Origin of the sequence: Paenibacillus lentus, from assembly GCF_042714055.1 — a bacterium.
Taxonomy (GTDB): domain Bacteria; phylum Bacillota; class Bacilli; order Paenibacillales; family Paenibacillaceae; genus Fontibacillus; species Fontibacillus lentus_A.
On sequence record NZ_JBHGVC010000005.1, the window covers coordinates 1 to 18,869 of the forward strand.

Consider the following 18,869-nt stretch of genomic DNA (forward strand, 5'->3'; position numbering starts at 1 on the left):
GGAAGCTGAGCTACAGGAAGTAACGGAGCGACTGGTGAAGCCGTTTGATCTGACCCAAGCCCCGTTGTTCCGCTCGGCAGTCATAAAGACCGGCGAAGAGAAGCATCTGCTGTATTTTGACATGCATCACATCATCTCGGACGGCGTGTCCCTGGGAATTCTGATCGAGGAATTCATGAAGCTGTACGAAGGCGAAAATCTGGAACCGCTGCGTATTCAGTACAAGGATTACGCGGTATGGCAGCAGCAGCATATGGTATCGGAGGCTTTTGAACGCCAAGAGCAGTATTGGCTAGAGGCTTTATCCGGGGAACTGCCTGTCCTGGAGCTGCCGACCGATTATCCGAGACCGCTAGTTAAAAGCTTTAGGGGCTCCAGAATAAAATATGTGTTCAGTGAAGAGCTGGCACGCAGCATATATCAATTCTCTGAAGACCAAAGCTCGACATTGTTTATGACCTTATTGTCCGCTTACTACCTCCTGTTGGGCAGGTACAGCGGAAATGATGATATCGTGGTTGGAACGCCGGTTGCTGGCAGAAGCCATCCGGATCTGGAGCCTGTTGTCGGCATGTTCGTAAACACCTTGGCTGTTCGCGCGAAGATGCATTCCGGCATGACATTTGCGGAACTGCTGCAGCATGTAAAAGACATCACATTGCATGCGTTGGAGCATCAAGAGTATCCCTTCGAGGAACTGGTCGAAAAATTGGCCGTACGCAGAGATACCGGACGGAGTCCGATTTTTGACACCATGTTTGCGGTACAAAATATGGAGCTTCCGGCAATGGCTACCGATCAGCTTGTATTTTCCCCGGTTCTTTATGAAGGGGATACTTCAAAATTTGATCTGACGTTCGAAGTATTCGAAGACGGGCAGCGGATTTATCTGGATATCGAGTATTGCAACGATCTGTTTAAAGAAGAAACGATTGCACGCATGCTCCAGCATTATGAGAGAGCGATCGAGTCCGTAATCGCCTCGCCTGGAACAATATTGTTTGAGATTGATGTTATACCTGCGGATGAATTGGCCTTCATTGAAGAAATCAATCAGGCAAGCGGCACCGCTTTTCCGAAGCAGCCTGTCACACGTCTCTTTGAAGAACAGGTTCGATTGTATCCTCATCATCCAGCGTTGGTGTTCGGTGAGCTGAGCTGGAGTTATGAAGAATTGAACGGCAGGGCAAACCAACTGGCACGTAAAATACAGGTCAGGTTACAGGAGCACAGTGATCGCCAAGCCATTGTTGCCTTGCTGATCGATCGCTCTCCGGAAATGATCGTGGGAATACTAGCTGTACTGAAGGCAGGAGCGGCTTATGTACCGATTGACCCGGCATATCCTAAGGAACGGATAACATCGATTCTTCAAGAAAGCGGAGCCAGCCTGACTCTGTCATCTTCTATTGATCGGATTCCGGATGCTTATGCCCATCGTGCAATAGATGTCACGGATCCTGCATTATACGCAGGCGAGCTTACCAATCTGGAGACTTGTCCGGCAACGGATGATGTTGCTTACGTGATGTTTACCTCCGGAACTACCGGAACCCCTAAAGGAATATTAACGACGCATCAGAATATCGTCCGGGTGGTCAAAGAAACGAATTACATCGAGATTACCCCTAGCGACATCTTGCTGCAGTTGTCGAATTATGCCTTTGATGGTTCAACCTTTGATATTTTCGGAGCGCTGTTGAATGGGGCAAAGCTCGTTCTGGTGCCAGGGGCTGTTTTACAGGATGGCAATCGCTTGCGGCAGCTTATACGCGAGGAGCGCATCAGTGTTCTATTCCTTACTACCGCACTATTTAATACATTTATAGATCTGGAGCCTTCCTGCTTTGCCGGAATAAGAAAAGTATTGTTCGGAGGCGAAAAGGTATCGGTAAAGCATGTCCGTAAAGCGTTGGACCGACTCGGCCCAGGCAAACTGGTTCATGTCTATGGTCCGACTGAAACTACGGTTTTTGCCACATATTTTCCAATTGACGAGGTTGACGAAAAGGCCGTTACGATTCCCATTGGAAAGCCGATCAGCAATACGACGTTATATGTGGTCAACGAGGAATATAGGATGCAGCCTATCGGTGTATGGGGAGAGCTATGTATTGGAGGGGAAGGCTTGTCCAAGGGCTACCTGAACCGACAAGATCTGACCGAGGAAAGGTACATAACGCTTCCCGATGGCAATGGAGCGCTGTTGTATAAAACAGGAGACATGGTTCGTTGGCTGGCTGATGGAAATATCGAGTACAGAGACCGAATGGATCAGCAAGTCAAGTTGAGAGGCTTCCGCATCGAGCTGGGAGAGATCGACCAAGTTTTACTGCAGGATTCATCGATTTTGGAAGCTGCGGTCATTGCCCGAAAAGAGCAGGACAATATGATATTAGCCGCTTTTGTCGTGGTGAAGAAGGAATGGTCCCTGGAAGCGACCCGGAGACATATGCAGAACTATTTACCGGATTATATGATTCCTTCCGTGTTTGTACCCGTGGAGAGCTTGCCGATTACCTCCAACGGAAAAATCAACAGGAGAAGTCTGGAGAGCTACCCGCTTGGCGAACTGATGACTGCCCGAACCTATGTGGAGCCTTCCACGTCGACGGAGAAATTACTGGCCTCCCTTTGGGCGGATGTTTTGCACATGGATCAGGCAGGAGCGGGAGATCACTTCTTTGAAAACGGCGGTAATTCATTAAAAGCGATGATGCTGAGCGGCCGCATTCATCAACAGTTCAACATCGAAGTATCTTTGAGCGATATGTTCCGCTACCCGGTACTGAGTCAGATGGCGGAGTATATTCAGTCCCAGGAGAAAACCGGGTTTATCCAAATTCCCAAGGCAGAGGAGCAGGAACAGTATCCGGTATCGCCAATGCAGAAGCGGCTGTATTTACTGCACCAACTCGAAGGAACAGGAATCAGCTATAATATGCCTTCGGTATTCAAAGTGACAGGAGACCTGGATGTTGAACGAGTGCAGTCGGCGCTGAACGAATTGATCGGACGGCATGAAACGCTTCGCACGTCCTTCTCCATGATCGGGGAAAATATATACCAAACGATTCATCCAACGGTAACGGTACAGCCGGATTATTTTGACGGAGAGGAGAAGGATTTGCAGCAGCTTGTCTCTTCGCGAATCCAACCCTTCAATCTCAGTCAGGCTCCGTTAATCCGCCTATCTGTGATTCGTCTGGACAGGCAAAGCCATGTGTTTGTATTTGATATGCATCATATTATATCCGACGGAATTTCAATGGAAATACTTATGGCGGATTTTGCAGCATGCTATAGGAATGAGCTGCTTCCCGCATTGCCGATTCAGTACAAGGATTATGCGGTATGGCAGCATGATCTGCTGGCGGAAACATCGAACCGGAGTCAGGAACAGTTCTGGCTCAAATGCTTCTCTGGAGAGCTGCCGATTTTGAATCTGCCGACAGACTTCACCCGGCCCGTTATCCGGCAATTTCAAGGGAAAAGACACAGGTTCGAAGTACCGGATCATTTGACGAATAGACTAAGGGCGATCTCAAAATCGACGGGGACAACAATGTATACCGTTATGCTTGCCGCATTTAACATGATGCTGGCAAAATACTCGGGGCAAAGCGACATTACGATCGGAACCCCCGTTTCCGGCAGGCGCTATGAGAGCCTGGAGAATTTGATCGGAATGTTTGTCAATACGCTTGCCATGCGGAATTACCCCGAAGAGGATAAGAGCATTCTGCAATTTGTGGAGGAAGTCAAACAGAATACGTTGAATGCCTTCGCTCATCAGGATTATCCCTTTGAAGAATTGGTAGACCGGTTACGGCTTCCTAGAGACCTGGGCAGGAATCCTTTATTCGATGTGATGTTCTCATATCACAGCGAGGAAACATCGGCGTTATGCATGGATCAATTAACCGTAGAAGCGATAACACCGGATACCGATACGGCCAAGTTTGATTTGACTCTCGATGTGACGGAATCTCGAGAAGGATTGCTGGCGGAGCTGGAATATGACGTTCATCTGTTCCGGGCGGATACGATTGCCGGTATGGCAGTACATTTTGTCACCTTATTAGAGGAGATGACGGCAAATCTGCATCAAACGATCGGCAATTTGAATATGATTCCGGTGCAGGAACGAGAAATGATGATTAGAGCTTTTAATGATAATCAAGCTGAGTATGAAGACAGCAGAATGATATCGGAGCTCTTTGAAGCACAGGCTGCTCAAACGCCGGACGCGATCGCCGTGGTTTGTGATGAAGAAGTCCTGACTTATCGAGAGCTGAATGAAAGAGCTAACTGTTTGGCAAGAGTGCTGCGCGAGCATGGGGCAGAGAGCAATCGGATTGTGGGGCTCCTACTGGATAGATCGGCCCAGCTGTTAGTCGGTATTCTGGGGGTATTGAAGTCAGGAGCAGCATACCTGCCTATTGATCCTTCCTTCCCGCGGGATCGGATTCAATTCATGCTGGATGATGCAGAGGTTGCTATTGTCCTGGATGACCGGGAACATATTAAGGATTATAACTTTGCAGGCAAGGTGCTGGGGATGAATGATTCTTCTTTATTCCTTGAGGAGGAATCTTCAAATCTACCACCGTTGGGTACTGCCGAGGATTTGGCCTATGTCATTTACACTTCAGGATCTACGGGTCGACCTAAGGGAGTAATGATTGATCAAAAGGCCGTACATAATTTTATGTGCGGAATGGGACAGCATCTTCCATTTGAACCTGAGAGTAAGATCCTGTGTCTTACCACCGTGTCTTTTGATATTTTTGTTCTGGAGACACTGCTTCCGTTGTGCAGCGGGATGACTGTTGTTATGGCTAGGGAGCTCGAAAGAAGAGAGACCGGCTTGCTGCTGGATCTGGTGGACAAGCATAAGGTGTCTATGCTGCAAGCTACGCCATCGTCGGTCGAAATATTAATGGCTCATCACCAAGCCGCAGACAAGCTGGCTTCCGTCCGTCAATTTATCATCGGGGGCGAGGAGCTGACTCCGAAGCTGCTGAACCAGCTGCGGGATAGAACTAACGCTGAAATCTTCAACGTATACGGACCTACGGAATTTACAGTGTGGTGCACGATCGCTAATGTAACCCGTGAGGATAGCATTTCAATCGGCACACCGATCCAGAACACCTCGATCTTTGTTGTGGATCAGCATCATAGAATTCAGCCTCTGGGAATTCCCGGTGAATTATGCATATCCGGAGATGGCATGGCAGCCGGATATTTGGGACGGCCATCCTTGACGGCAGAGAAATTCGTTCCGATCCCGTTTCTGCCCGGCCGCATGATGTACAAGACTGGGGATATGGCGCGATGGAGGCCGGATGGAACCCTGGAATATTACGGCCGGATGGATCATCAAGTGAAAATTCGCGGATATCGCATCGAGCTGGGTGAAATAGAGCATCTCATTCACTTGGAGGCGGGAGTCAAAGAGGCCGTGGTCATAACCAGGACAGATGCCCAGGATCAAAGCTATCTGTGCGCATATATCGTTTCGGATATCGAATACACCTACGCACAGTGGAAGTCCTGCTTAGGCGAACGCTTACCGGATTATATGATTCCGAATCACTTTGTGTATTTGGATAGGATGCCGTTAACGCCAAACCAAAAAATAGATCGCAAGGTGCTCCCGGAGCCTACAGTAGGTTTAATCAGAGAAAACGAATATGAGGCCCCTAGGAATGAGATTGAAGAATTGCTGTGCGAATTATGGAAACAAATTCTTGGCACGGAGCAGGTAGGGATTAATGATAATTTCTTTGAATTGGGAGGGCATTCCCTCAAAGCGGTCGCGTTAGTGGGAGAGTTGATGGGGCAGTATGCGATAGAGATGCCGCTGCGGTTCGTGTTTCAGCATCCAACGGTCAAAGAGCTGGCTATGATGCTGGACAGGCTTCGTGCAGGCTATGAGATGGGGCAGCCGATCGCTTTGCTTAAATCCTCTCCGGATTTCGGCAATGTATACTTTTTCCCTCCTCTAGCAGGCTATGGTGCGGTATTTAAGTCTTTGGCGGATCCAATGGAATTTTGCAATTTCTATGCCATGGATTTTATCGCCGAGGATGACCGCGTACAGCAATACGTTAACATCATAAAGGAAAAGGAGGCTGGAAAACGCCCTGTTGTTCTTGGAGGCTACTCGGTCGGTGGAAATTTAGCCTTTGAAGTCGCTCAAGCCTTAGAGGATAGTGGCTATGAGGTTAGTGACGTAATTATGATTGATTCCTACTTGAAGGATCAATCGGTAGGGCAATCCGCTGAAGAAGCATTACTGGAGGTTCGCGAGGTGTTGGGAGACGGTGGCGAATATAAACATTTGCTAACCAATGACAGAATTCGGGAGCAAGTGGAGAATACGATGCTCAACTATAAATTGTATTTTAACGAGCTTCGTAATAGCGGCACTATTCATGCGAATATTCATCTAATCCGATCCGAGGAATTTATCTCCCTGCCTGTGTCTTGGGGCTTAGCTTCAAAAGGTTTCTGCCAGGAGTATCAGGGCAGTGGAAGCCATGACGATATGCTGCTAAATCCGGAAGACTGCCTGAATACGGCAAGGATCGTGCAGGAGATATTGTCGGTAATCCAGGAAAGGCACGGCGGACTTGTCATTAAATCGTAGGATAAGGGGAAAATCTCGTCAAATCTAGCCTTAATTAAGGAGTGTTCCCATGCTTCGAATTTTTAAGAATACGAACTTCTCATTGTTTCTCGGTTCAAGGACGATTGCGAATATTGCGGATAGCGTCTATTTCATGGCTATATTGTGGATGATTCAAACATCGACAAACTCTGTAGCCTATACAGGTATGGCCTATAGCGTTATGTCTGCAGCTCTTTTGTTCAGCTTCTCATTCGGGCCGCTGATTGACCGATACTCTCCAGCCATGCTGGCCAGCGTCTCCTTACTGGTTCAAGCCTTTATCATACTTTCCATTCCTTTTATAGGAATGGAAAGCGGAGGGGGCGTCCTAATACTAGGCTTGCTGTTTGTAGCTTCTCTATTTTCTGCCTTGTATTATCCCGCGACCCATACCATACTTCCAAGTATTTCTCGAAATAGGGATGAGTTATTTTCCGGTAATTCGATTATCGGCTCCACCGATGAAGTGATTAATTTGGCGGGTTTTTTGGCAGGAGGCAGCATTATTCTCTTTATTGGAGTGAATCAAACCTTGATTCTATCTTCATCTTTGCTGCTACTGGCCTGCCTGCTTTATGTGGTGTTGATGCGGCGACTTAACTTGAGTTCCTCTTCTCCGGTCGAACAATTCGAGGCAGAGGATGAGGATCAGCGTCCTCCGGCCAATATCAAAGTCTATTTGGCTGATTTGAAGGAAGGCTTCCAATTCATTAAGGATAATTCTTTTTTGCGGGCTACTCTTCCACTCTCAGCCATATCGAATTTGGGACTAGCCATTGTGATCATTGTCGTACCATCTATTGGGGAGTCTTTTGGTTCGGCGCTGCATTTTAGCTTACTGTATGGGGCTTGTTTCTTCGGGATGATCCTTGGGGCATTGGTAAGCAATGTCTTGAAGAAGAATGGCGTGACGATGATCAACTTTTGGATCGGGGAAGGAATCGCCCTGATGCTGTTTGCTCTGATGCCGGGTGTTTTTTGGTGGAAATTGACAACCGTAGTTTTGTTTGGTATATGCTCAGGAGCCAATACGGTACTGCTGACCACATTTGTACAATTGATGACCAGGCAGCAATTGCTGGGAAGAGTCATGTCAGCCGTTTCTACCCTAGCGAGCATCTCCCTTCCATTGGGAGGATTGCTAGGGGGACTGATGGCAGTGTGGCTGGATGTGAGCTGGATTGTATTTATCAGCGCAGCGCTTATATTGACCAGTGGATTGATGTTGTTGCTTTATAAGGAGATCCGGAAGTTCTCAGCAGATGATTTCAATGCGACGAAGGAACTGACTGCATAAACAAGTGCAAAGGAGGATGTTACGGAGTGAATATCATTTCCTATGATATCCGGTCAATCATGGAGCGTGATCCGGCAGCTAGGAACAAATGGGAGGTGATCCTGTGCTATCCAGGATTCCATGCGATACTATTCCACCGGATCGCCCATTCCCTTCATCTTAGAAGGTGGAGACTGCTGGCAAGAATTATAGCGACTTTCAATCGTTTCTTTACAGGAGTGGACATCCACCCGGCTGCAGTTGTCGGTAAAGGATTGTTCATTGATCATGGCTTGGGCGTAGTTATTGGGGAAACCGTAGAAATCGGTGAGGATGTGACGATTTATCAAGGCGTAACTTTGGGAGGAACAGGCAAAGATACGGGAAAGCGCCATCCGACCATAGGGAACCGGGTTGTCATCAGTGCAGGTGCCAAGGTACTTGGTCCGTTCAAGGTGGGGGATTACTCCAAGGTAGGAGCAGGGGCAGTCGTTCTTAAAGAGGTTCCTCCAAATTGTACTGTAGTCGGTGTACCCGGAATTATCGTGCGTCGGAATGGTCAAGCGAACAGGAAGGAAATTGATCTGGATCAGACGAGGCTGCCCGATCCGGTTGAGGCTCAGCTGCAGGAACTGCAGTCATCGATCAAGCAGCTGGAGAAGCAGATGGAGGAACTGAAGCGACGCTTAGGCAATGAGGCCATACAGGCATCATAGATTCAAAAAATAATTGATGAGGTGATGAGTTTATGAAGTGGATTTGGTTGGGAATCGTTTTGCAGTATGCCGGGTTGATTTGGGATGAGATCTATCATCAAACGCGAGTAATCGTAGTCGAGTATATACCGATTCCGCATTGGCCCATTGTAGCCGCCCCTTTTGTTATCGTCATTATGACCTATAAATATTTACGATCTGAACAACCGCAGGTTAAAGTGCTCACGATTTTGCTTCTAGTGGCCTCGCTCATTATGTTGACCGGTACCGTGTGGGACAACTTCGGTTACCATATTCGGGGAATAGAGCTTCCAGAAGATGCGCCTCCCCATGTTACGTTACAGTTGGGATCTTACCTGACCTTATTGCTCTTGATTGCCTCTACTATTACAAACACAATTAAGAAGAGAAGAGTGAAGAGGGATGTCTCAGCTTAAGTGAAAAAGGCAGTGCAGGTATCACCTGCACTGCCTTTTTTTAATTACATTCAGAATACGTTATAAGTTGTGAGGCTTTGCGTCTAACGTGTTCTTTCTGGCGCGGGAGCGTATTTTGTAGCATCCCCACAAATGAAGGAGGGCGGCTAATAGGGTTATCCCCGCTATGATCATTAAGATATAGCCTAAGTCAGGCTGATACAGCATAATAACCGATAAAGGCGCGCCAGCCAGTTCTGGTAACAGCTGCAGGATGAACCATATGACAAAGCCTTTCAAAAGGAGGGGGAATCCCGCCAGTTTAAAAAGCGACTTCCCGGAAGCCTTCGGCTTGTTTCGGATTCGATAATCGACCCAAAATTGTACTAAAGCGGCAAGAACAAGAATAAGAAGAACAACATTCATAACGTTCTGGCTTGACTTCATGCTTTCCCCTACCGGTTCAACGGGCTCGCCCTTGATCATCTCTGTAATGTTATTGCTCATTTGATATAGCATGGGAGCCAGACTGAAATAACTGTTGGCGTTGGCCAATAAAACGATTCCCCAGGAAGCTCCATCTTTGTTGAGAATAATCATGGCGCTGTGAAAATGCTCTAAATCCCCGTGATGCCATTTTGATCCGCTACCCAAATTGATATACCAGCCCATCCCGTAACCAACCGCGTTCGATTCCCGGCCACCCGGCTGGAATAACTGGGCGAAGCCAGACTTGGACAGAATAGGAGCAGCCTCTGCTCCTGCTTTTATATGGGCTTTTAGATATTTTGTCATATCCTCGGCGGAAGAAATGACATAGCCTGTGGCGACATCGTGGGATAAATAATTGGTGCTTGTCGGTACAGGCCTGCCGAACCAGACCCGGTGTCCGGCAGCCAATCCATGCTCCTTCGCGGATTCGTAGGACGTAAAACTGTTGTTCATGTTCAGTGGGGTAAAGATATGGCGCTGGAAATAGTGATTGAGAGAATCCCCAGTGACCGTCTCGACTAGCCATCCGAGCAGGGAGTAATTTATATTTGAATATTCGAATTGCTCTCCTGGAGCAGCTGCTAGCGTTACCTTGCCGTACCTTAGGTTCCGTTCCCTCAATGGAATATCTTCCTGCTCCGCAAGATCCTTGCGTCCATCCGCCTCCGTAAGCCCGCTGGTTTGATTCAACAAATGGCGCACTTTAATGCGGGAGGTAAGCTCTGGATCGCTGGTCTCGAATTCGGGAAGATAGCGTCCAATGGGGGAATCCAGGTCTATCAAGCCCTGTTCAACCAGCTGCATCACGGCCATAGCCGTGAATGCTTTGCTGGTGGAGCCCAGCAACATCGGAGTTTGCGGTGTCATGGGCTGATCATCGGGGCCAGCAGTTCCGTAGCTTCTCAACAGCAAAGTTTCATCCCCCTGAATAATACCTACCGATAGACCGGGGATATTGGCTTCGCTGATTTCCTTACGAACATACTCGTCAATTTGCTGAAGAAGCTCATTATTCTCGCTCGCGGGCTCGGCAAATGATCGGGAAAAGGGCATACCCAACAGAATGAATACGGTGATAAAGGCGGTTAAGAATGAGCTGGGTTTCGGAACATTCAATAAGGTTATCCTCCTATAAAGAGCGGTTTATTTTCTTGCCGCTAAACAGCCATGCGATTAAGCCAACCAGGACAATCAACGCAGCGGCAATAATGATGTGGCCGGTGTTTATTTTTGACCAGAAGCTCGCGTCCTGACTTGTTGCCGGAGCAGCCTCCTTGTCCATTTGTTGATGCTGTTGATCCGTTTCGGAGGCGATCTCGGATAAGCTCATTTCCCCTTCTTTCAATTTAAGGAAGGATAGCTTAGGTTCTTCCGATTCAGGATCGAGCCAGCTCTCCTCAAGCTCTTTCCCCTCCCAGATCGTCAGATCGGTTGAGCCGCCTATGATTTTAGGATGATTATTTAAAGGGTAGCGCTGGCCGTCCACATAAATGTAGTATATATGATACTTTGACTGCTCTTCAGTTACCGTTTCGGATTCCACTTTCTCAATGATACCGGAAGGCCCTTGAGTTACACCGATCCTTTCGAACAGGGATGCTCCATCCACAACAGTATGAATATGCTCCATCATCCATGAAGAGAACTGTTCCCGGGTAAACTCCTGATCCAGCTCCTCGGACACAGGTAAATTGCCCTTCCAATATACAGAGATGATATCCTCCAGAGTGGCATTTCCCTCCAAAGTCTGTAATTGTCCCTGATTCAGGATAAACTGCTCCAGCTCGTTTCTTTCCATTTGAGTTGCATCAGGCGCAGTAAGACTTCCAGCCCAGAACGCTAAGTCCGAACGCGTTAATTTGTTCTGCGGCTTAAACAAGCCGCTTCCGCCTTCATATGGAATGATATTTAAAGCCCGAAGCTCGACAATGGCTTCCTTGGCCGGGGAAAATTCAATATCGTCGTAAATATTATTGCTATTGGTTACATGCGCATAGGTAGGGGTCAACAAACTTCCGCAGATAATAACCATGAGGATGAGTGCGAATAGTTGCCTTTTGTTTTTCATTTAAACGTATACCTCCATTATTCCATCATATTTTCAATAGGTTGGACGATGATGGAGCGAGTCGTAGATTCAACGTAAAAATCGTTTAACTCGCCGTGTATATCCCGGTACGAAATATTAAAGCCCTTCAAAAGCTCAAGCCAGTCGTAAGGAATATGAAATCCGTTAATAAATCCGGCTTCAAAATCCAACTCAATGAATTCCTCGTTGCTTTTGCCAATCATGCCGACGAGAATGACTTCTGCTTCACCTCTTGAGAAGAATGCATATACGTGGTCATTACGGATAAAGTATCGCAGCTTGCTTTGCTCATTAATCAAATCCTGCTCAATTCGATAAGGTGAGGTTGGGGTTAACTGTTTGATGAAATCCATGGGGTTCTTCTCAATCATCTTGCTGTCTGACCTGAGCTCAAGCAGGTATCCGATATTTTGGGTCCATAGGCGGCTTAGCGTTTCATCGATTTCATCGTCGGAGGCATTGGCCAGCTTAGCCTGAAGCTGCTCTCTCTTGGTCAGGCTGGATTCTACTAATTTTAAAAGAGCTTGATAATCCTGTGTCGTGTTTACTGCATTTTCTAGCGGCAAATAAACCCTATACAGCGATTCTAGCATGGACACATCAGCCTCCAGCTTATGCTGGAACAAACGCTGATAGGCAAAAACATCGATAAGTTCCTCTGAGTTCATTAACAACTCGATGTATGTATCTGTTGCGGAGGTTCGGTAAAATTGCAGCATGGGCTCGAATTGTTGTGACTGCTCTTGATACTGCTGTCTCATGTCCGCTACTTGAGGCATCAGATTTTCCAGCTCGAGCTCGGTCTGATTCAATTCTTCACGTAAGGCAAGGATGGAATCACTATCATTATAGTTTTGAAGGAAATCTCCGAAAGTTCCGAAAATATGAGCGAATCCGATGGAGTAAGGGGAACTAAAAAACAAAACCAATGCAAGAATGACGGCAAGCTTCCATTTTTTTGCGCTAAGGGACTTACGCATGCTTGATCATCCTCCGGGTAGAGATGTAACTTCCCATAACCCCCATGAGGGATCCTCCTAATATGATGGCTACAATAGAGGTCAGCAGAATGAGGTTGGGCAGTTCCAGCTGCTCAAGCCAGGTTTCCTTAAAAGAAGACAGGATGAAAGAATAGAAGAGATACAGGGAAGTGCCGGCGAGAATGCTTCCCATCGTACTGAGCAACCAGGCTTCAAATAAATACTGTCCCCGAACATGAATGGGTTTAGCGCCGAGCAGCAGCTTGATCCGTATGGATTTTTGATTCTGATATAACATGAGATTGATGGTCATGATGATGGAGAAAAAGCTGGTTAAGAAGAGAAGAGCCATTAAGCCAGTACCGTATTTTTTAAAATTTTGGGATAGCTGAACAATTTGTTCGACGTAGCCCTGTGCATAAATGACATCGGAAATCCCCTTCATCTCCTTCAATTGCTCGGCAATTAATGGAATTTGTGAAGGATCTGCCGTTTCGATGGTTATCATATCCGGATAATTGCTTTCCAGGAATACATCCAGTAGATAATTGCGATTTTGAAGCAGTTGTTTCATTTTATAAACCGTATCGGCTTTGGTTTCAATGCTGATATCCTTGACAAACTGTTTGTTTGCTAATGCGTTGGCAATTTCGTTAGCATCGGAGATTTGATCATCAACAAATATTTTGATTTTGGCTTGCGAGGTTAAAAAATCAGTGGCATTCTTTACACTGGCCTGGACTAGAAGCAGTATGCCGGACATCGTAAGGAAAAGAAAAACAAGCAAAATGGTTGCAAAACTGGGCCCTTTATTCCGCATGATATCTTCCCGGGCGTCCTGAAGATAGAATTTAAACATTGACACTTTCCATCACGTATCCTTCCTCTATGTTTATGCTTTTTAGAGGATATCTGGAAATCAGCTCCTGAGAATGAGTAGCCATGATAATGGTAAGTTGTTCTGTGTGGTTTAGCTCCATAATCAGTTCCATAATGTTCATGGAGTTATCCATATCCAGATTTCCTGTGGGTTCGTCCGCCAAAAGTACTTTTGGGCCATGGAGAAGAGCACGGGCAATGGCGACTCTTTGCTGCTCCCCGCCGGATAATTGGGGAGGGAAACGGTATTCTTTATTCTGGAGTCCGACCTTCTGCAGCAAATCAAGCGTTCTTTGTCTGATTTCTGGCTGAGGCATGCCTGAGATCTGTCCGGCGAGTGCCACGTTCTCAAATACGGTCTTCTTGTCCAATAATTCAAATGATTGGAATATGGTGGAGACAAGCCGGCGAGTCTGCCATTTAGGCATTTTTTTTAAATCCTGATCCATAAATGTAATCCTTCCCGTATAGGCATCTATTTCGCGATAGAGGAGCTTTAATAGGCTGCTCTTGCCCGAGCCAGATGGACCGCATAAGTAAGTGAAACTGCCATCTTGAATATGTAGATTAACATGATTCAATACTGCTGTTTCCCCGTAGTTTACAGATACGTCATGAAATTGAATCATAAAATCACCTCCCCTCAAATATAACAATCTACTAAACTTTACATTTAATATTGAATTATTTAAAAGTAAGTTATATTACATTATATATACAATAAATCCCATGGATTTACAAATTATTTATTTATTTTACATTACTTTTCTTTTGATGATTAGGAGGAGCTGCTAATTGAAGAAATATCTATTTTGTGTGCCTCATGCGGGGGGAAATGCGATGTTTTATACTAAATTGAAACCTTTCCTTGATCCCCGATTGATGTTCTGTCCTGTTGAGTTGGCGGGCAGAGGAGCAAGATTCGGGGAGGCCCCTTTTACCTGTCTTGATGAAGTCGTTGCTGATATTTTCCCTTTTTTCGAGCGAAACCGTCAGCCCTATATCCTTATGGGCTATAGTATGGGGAGCCTGATTATTTATGAACTGCTTCATAGGATCGTAGAGGAGGGAGTGCGTTGTCCGGATCATGTGTTTCTGGCGGCAAAATCAGCTCCCGGCGTAGTCGCTTCGAATAATCAGGTTCATCTTTTGCCGAAGGATGAATTTATAAGGGTCATTCGGGATATGGAGGGAACACCTCAGGAGTTTTTTAGTTGCCCGGAGCTTATGGATTTATTTATTCCAGTCATGCGTGCCGATTACAGCGTTGTTGAGAACTATCAGTGGCAAAGCGGACGGAAGCCGCTGCAGCTTCAGGCTACTGTTCTATACGGTAATCAGGATGATATATCTGTGGAAGACATTGCTGCCTGGCAAACTCATTTCGAAGCACCAATTCATATAGAGGAGTATCATGGCGGGCACTTTTTTATCAATGACCATTGGGCAAGTGTTGCGGATTTGCTGAATCGGAGGGTGTTTTAGGGGAATTTCCAAAGGAGGGCAGAATGTGCTCTATTATTTTACTCAACCATTTTTAAAGCAATCAACAAAAACGGTTCATAAAATAACCAATGATCGACAAGAAGTGATCGGCGGAATACAGCGATACTATAAAACTTCATTACAACGCTGTGTGGATTTTTTTTTAGACGGATTTTTTTTGAATTTTAAAGTCTATGATGAGGATGGAAACATTAAGGTCGAGGCTATTGATAGACTAACTTTCCTTAAAGATAGTTGGAGCATTATTGAAGACGGGAATCATCATCTTTTAAAGTGTGCTACTAAAATTAAAACTCACCCCAGGTACATTTTTAGTTATGGAGGGAATGAGTTTATTATTCAAAAGAACTTCATGGATAAATACATTCGGATTAAAGACGTAAGTACTGATAAAGTTGTATCAGAGTATAAGTACTTGACCTTAGTGCCGCCCAGAAAAGCAGCCATTCATATTATTGAACCGACATTAAGTATTTATGTAACGATATGCCTTTGTTTGATATTATCTACTAAATATGATTAATGGAAATGAAAAGGATTAGCTTTCTAAAGCAGGTATGGAAAACGCAGGAGATATGTTGTTTGTTTAGGTTGTTAATCTCAGGATGGTATGGTACAATAATAATGCTGTTTTTGTATATCTCATGATTTTTTCATTCATTATATTCGATTAAGGAATATGGATGTTCTCACTTAGGAGGTGGATACAATGGAATTGTTTTTGAAAGTGTTGCTTATTATTTTTTCCATCGGTGTAATCACAGCAGTCCTTCTGCAAGAAGGGAAGAGTGCTGGTCTTACCGGTGCCATCTCCGGAGGAGCGGAACATCTATTTGGTAAGGCGAAAGCACGCGGCATGGAGCTCGTTCTGGAACGGATTACGATCGGGGTTGCCACGGGATTCTTCATCCTGTCCATTGCTGTTGCCATTGTTATGGATTAGTAAATGAAATAAGAGCCTTCGTTCTTGGTGGAACGGAGGCTTTTTTGTGCTTTATATGTTCGATTAAGCAGAATGATCTTATGACGTTAGAGCAACTGGAAAGGCGAATAATGCCTTGCTAATTATGTTTCCGATCATTTTAGGTGAAACGGATGCGGACGGTTAATTTCGTGTATACTAGGGTATATACATGAAGGGTATTTCATGGAAATTAGAATCTCAAAATACATACCGGTCGAGGACAAGCCGAGCCGGGCCGAGGTGAGTTTATGGTAACAGAATCAGAGCTGCTTGATTTCATGCGGGAGACCGCTTATAAACCAATGACGTATCAGGAGCTTGAAGAGCATTTCCATATTGCAGACGCGAAGGAATTCAGGGAGTTTCTAAAGCTGCTTAACCGCTTGGAGCAGGAAGGAAAAATCATCTTGACGCGCACTCACCGTTACGGCATGCCGGAGCGGATGGATTTGGTGCGGGGGCGGCTGCAGGCGCATGCCAAGGGCTTCGCTTTTCTCATTCCAGAGGATCGCGAGCACCCCGACGTATATATTCATGCCAATGATCTAAAAAGCGCCATGAACGGCGATACCGTGCTTGTACGCGTGAATTCCAAGAGCGTGGCGGGCGGCAAGCTGGAAGGCGAGGTCGTACGGGTCGTGACCCGGGCCATCACGCAGGTTGTGGGCATATTCCAAAACGAAGAGGCTTACGGTTTTGTCATCCCGGATGATAAGCGAATTAATCGCGATATTTTTATTCCGAAAGAAGGCTTTAACGGAGCGGCTAACGGACAGAAGGTCGTCGTGCGAATCGTTCAATATCCGGAGGGAAGAGCCGCAGCCGAAGGGGAAATTATCGAGATTCTCGGGCATAAGGATGATCCGGGCGTCGATATTTTATCGATCATCCGCAAGCATCAATTGCCGGAGGCTTTTCCCGAGGATGTCATGGAAGAAGCGATGAATACTCCCGAGGAAATCGACCCGTCGGAAATTGCCAAGCAAGGGCGGCGCGATCTGCGGGACAAGGTAATCGTGACGATCGATGGCGAGGATGCCAAGGATCTGGATGATGCGGTAAACGTCGAGCGTCTGCCGAATGGCAACATAAAGCTGGGCGTGCATATTGCCGATGTTGGCTATTATGTGCGCGAGAAGTCGAAGCTCGACCAGGAAGCGTACAACCGCGGATGCAGTGTGTATTTGGTGGATAGGGTCATCCCAATGCTGCCGCATCGGCTGTCGAACGGCATTTGCTCCCTGAATCCGAAGGTAGACCGGTTCACGCTGTCGTGCGAGATGGAATTCAATGAGCAGATGAAGGTCGTGAAGCACGATATTTTTACGAGTGTGATTCGTACGAAAGAGCGGATGACCTATACGAATGTCCGCAAAATATTAGAGGATGAAGATCCAGAGGTGACGGATCGCTACAGCGATCTGGCCGATATGTTCCGCCTGATGAAGGAGCTGGCCCTTAAGCTGCGGAGTAAACGGATGCGTCGCGGGGCGGTGGATTTCGACTTCGAGGAATCGAAGGTGATTGTGGACGAGAATGGCAAGCCGACGGATATCGTCAAAAGAGAGCGGTCGATCGCAGAGCAAATCATCGAGGAATTCATGCTGGCGGCGAATGAGACGGTGGCGGAGCATTTTCACTGGCTCAAGGTACCGTTCATATACCGGATTCATGAAGACCCGGATCAGGAGAAGCTGCTCAATTTCATGATGTTCGTGGCTAACTTTGGTTACACGGTCAAAGGCGGCAAGGGAGATCGCGTTCATCCGCGCGCACTGCAGACGCTGCTGGAGGATATCCAGGGAACGAAGGAGCAGACGGTCATTAGTACGATGATGCTCCGTTCGATGAAACAGGCGAAATATGATGCGGAGAGCACCGGACATTTCGGGCTGGCCGCGGAATTCTATACCCACTTCACATCGCCGATCCGGCGGTACCCGGACTTGGTCATTCATCGGGTGATCCGCGAGGTAATTGAGAACGGCGGGGCATTGACAGCTGCGCGGCAGGATTATTTGAACAGCCGGATGCAGGAGATCGCCCAGCAATCCTCCGATCGGGAGCGGGTTGCCGTGGAGGCCGAGCGGGATACGGAGCAGCTGAAGAAGGCTGAGTTTATGCTCGATAAGATCGGGGAAGAATTCACCGGGATTATTAGCAGCGTGACGAGCTTCGGCATGTTCATCGAGCTGGAGAACACGGTGGAGGGATTGATCCGTCTCAGTGCGATGACGGATGATTATTACCACTTCCATGAGCAGCATATGGCCCTGATCGGCGAGCGCACATCGAAAATCTACCGCATCGGCGATGAGGTGGAGATTCGCGTAGCCCGGGTTAATATGGACGACCATACGATTGATTTTGAGATGGTCGATATGAAGCCGCGCCGCCGCGATGATGGCTCTTACGGGGGCGGATTTGGCGGGAAGCCAGGGCAGGGTCCCGGTAAAGGCGGCAAGGGCGGCAAGAATGGCGGCAAAGGCGGGAAGGCTGGAGCCGGCAAGGCCTTTGGCAAGGCGGGCAAAGCCGCTGGCGGCAAGGGCAAAGCTTCCGGCGGAGGCAAGCGCAGCAAGCGTGGTGCCGCGGGTGCTGGAGCGTCTGTTGACGCTGGGCCAGCGGTGAGCTTTGGCTTCGGCTCCGGCAAGGGCGGCTATGCCCCCGGGCCGGCGGCCACAAGCCGCAAAGCGGGCGGCAGCGGCGGTGCGGGCAAGGGCTCGCGGCGGAAGAAGACGTCCGCGAGCGGGATTTTCATCGGCGGCAGCAGTGGCGGCGGAACGCCGGGCGCCGATGGGAAGCCACCGCGCAAGAAGCGGTAGCTCTTGCGCGTGCGGCCGACCGACCGCCGCCGTCCGTGGCGGTCGGCGGT

Annotated in this window: 13 protein-coding genes; 8 read left to right on the top strand and 5 right to left on the bottom strand. The window is 47.4% G+C overall.

What is annotated here, in order from left to right:
• The first annotated feature begins 34 nt into the window (after positions 1-34).
• The 4 genes from ACE3MQ_RS12720 to ACE3MQ_RS12735 are packed head-to-tail and all read left to right on the top strand — an operon-like array spanning position 35 to position 9,108.
• A complete protein-coding gene (locus ACE3MQ_RS12720; protein WP_463140168.1) occupies positions 35-6,658 on the top strand; it encodes an amino acid adenylation domain-containing protein in 6,624 nt (2,207 codons plus the stop codon).
• Positions 6,659-6,707: 49 nt separating this feature from the next.
• Complete coding sequence (locus ACE3MQ_RS12725) at positions 6,708-7,976, top strand: MFS transporter (protein WP_379393121.1); 1,269 nt, start codon at positions 6,708-6,710, stop codon at positions 7,974-7,976.
• Between the two features lie 26 nt (positions 7,977-8,002).
• On the top strand, positions 8,003-8,671 hold the full coding sequence (gene cysE, locus ACE3MQ_RS12730) for a serine O-acetyltransferase (protein ID WP_379393123.1): 669 nt from the start codon (positions 8,003-8,005) through the stop codon (positions 8,669-8,671).
• Between the two features lie 32 nt (positions 8,672-8,703).
• A complete protein-coding gene (locus ACE3MQ_RS12735) occupies positions 8,704-9,108 on the top strand; it encodes a hypothetical protein (protein WP_379393125.1) in 405 nt (134 codons plus the stop codon).
• Positions 9,109-9,168: 60 nt separating this feature from the next.
• Here ACE3MQ_RS12735 and ACE3MQ_RS12740 read toward each other — a convergent pair whose 3' ends face one another.
• Genes ACE3MQ_RS12740 through ACE3MQ_RS12760 form a run of 5 tightly spaced genes read right to left on the bottom strand, consistent with a single transcriptional unit; the run spans position 9,169 to position 14,156 of the window.
• Positions 9,169-10,695, bottom strand: a complete 1,527-nt coding sequence (locus tag ACE3MQ_RS12740) for a serine hydrolase domain-containing protein (protein WP_379393127.1) — start codon at positions 10,693-10,695, stop codon at positions 9,169-9,171.
• A gap of 13 nt (positions 10,696-10,708) precedes the next feature.
• A complete protein-coding gene (locus ACE3MQ_RS12745) occupies positions 10,709-11,647 on the bottom strand; it encodes a hypothetical protein (RefSeq protein WP_379393129.1) in 939 nt (312 codons plus the stop codon).
• Between the two features lie 17 nt (positions 11,648-11,664).
• Complete coding sequence (locus ACE3MQ_RS12750; protein ID WP_379393131.1) at positions 11,665-12,648, bottom strand: hypothetical protein; 984 nt, start codon at positions 12,646-12,648, stop codon at positions 11,665-11,667.
• Positions 12,641-13,507 carry a cell division protein FtsX gene (locus ACE3MQ_RS12755; RefSeq protein WP_379394034.1) on the bottom strand — a complete coding sequence of 289 codons (867 nt, stop codon included), beginning with the start codon at positions 13,505-13,507 and terminating at the stop codon, positions 12,641-12,643. Before ACE3MQ_RS12755 ends, ACE3MQ_RS12750 begins: the two co-directional genes overlap by 8 nt.
• Positions 13,500-14,156 (bottom strand): cell division ATP-binding protein FtsE, encoded by a 657-nt coding sequence (locus ACE3MQ_RS12760; protein ID WP_379393133.1) that lies wholly within the window; start codon positions 14,154-14,156, stop codon positions 13,500-13,502. The genes ACE3MQ_RS12755 and ACE3MQ_RS12760 overlap by 8 nt, the downstream gene beginning before the upstream one ends.
• A gap of 187 nt (positions 14,157-14,343) precedes the next feature.
• On the opposite strand from ACE3MQ_RS12760, the gene ACE3MQ_RS12765 reads away from it, so the two are divergent.
• The 4 genes from ACE3MQ_RS12765 (at position 14,344) to rnr (ending at position 18,819) form a co-directional block, all read left to right on the top strand.
• Positions 14,344-15,012: a thioesterase II family protein gene (locus ACE3MQ_RS12765; RefSeq protein WP_379394036.1), complete on the top strand. Its 669-nt coding sequence runs from the start codon at positions 14,344-14,346 to the stop codon at positions 15,010-15,012.
• Between the two features lie 25 nt (positions 15,013-15,037).
• Positions 15,038-15,556 (top strand): tubby C-terminal domain-like protein, encoded by a 519-nt coding sequence (locus ACE3MQ_RS12770; RefSeq protein ID WP_379393135.1) that lies wholly within the window; start codon positions 15,038-15,040, stop codon positions 15,554-15,556.
• 186 nt (positions 15,557-15,742) lie between these two features.
• A complete protein-coding gene (gene secG, locus ACE3MQ_RS12775; RefSeq protein ID WP_379393137.1) occupies positions 15,743-15,976 on the top strand; it encodes a preprotein translocase subunit SecG in 234 nt (77 codons plus the stop codon).
• A gap of 269 nt (positions 15,977-16,245) precedes the next feature.
• On the top strand, positions 16,246-18,819 hold the full coding sequence (gene rnr, locus ACE3MQ_RS12780) for a ribonuclease R (RefSeq protein ID WP_379393139.1): 2,574 nt from the start codon (positions 16,246-16,248) through the stop codon (positions 18,817-18,819).
• The last annotated feature ends 50 nt before the right edge of the window (positions 18,820-18,869 follow it).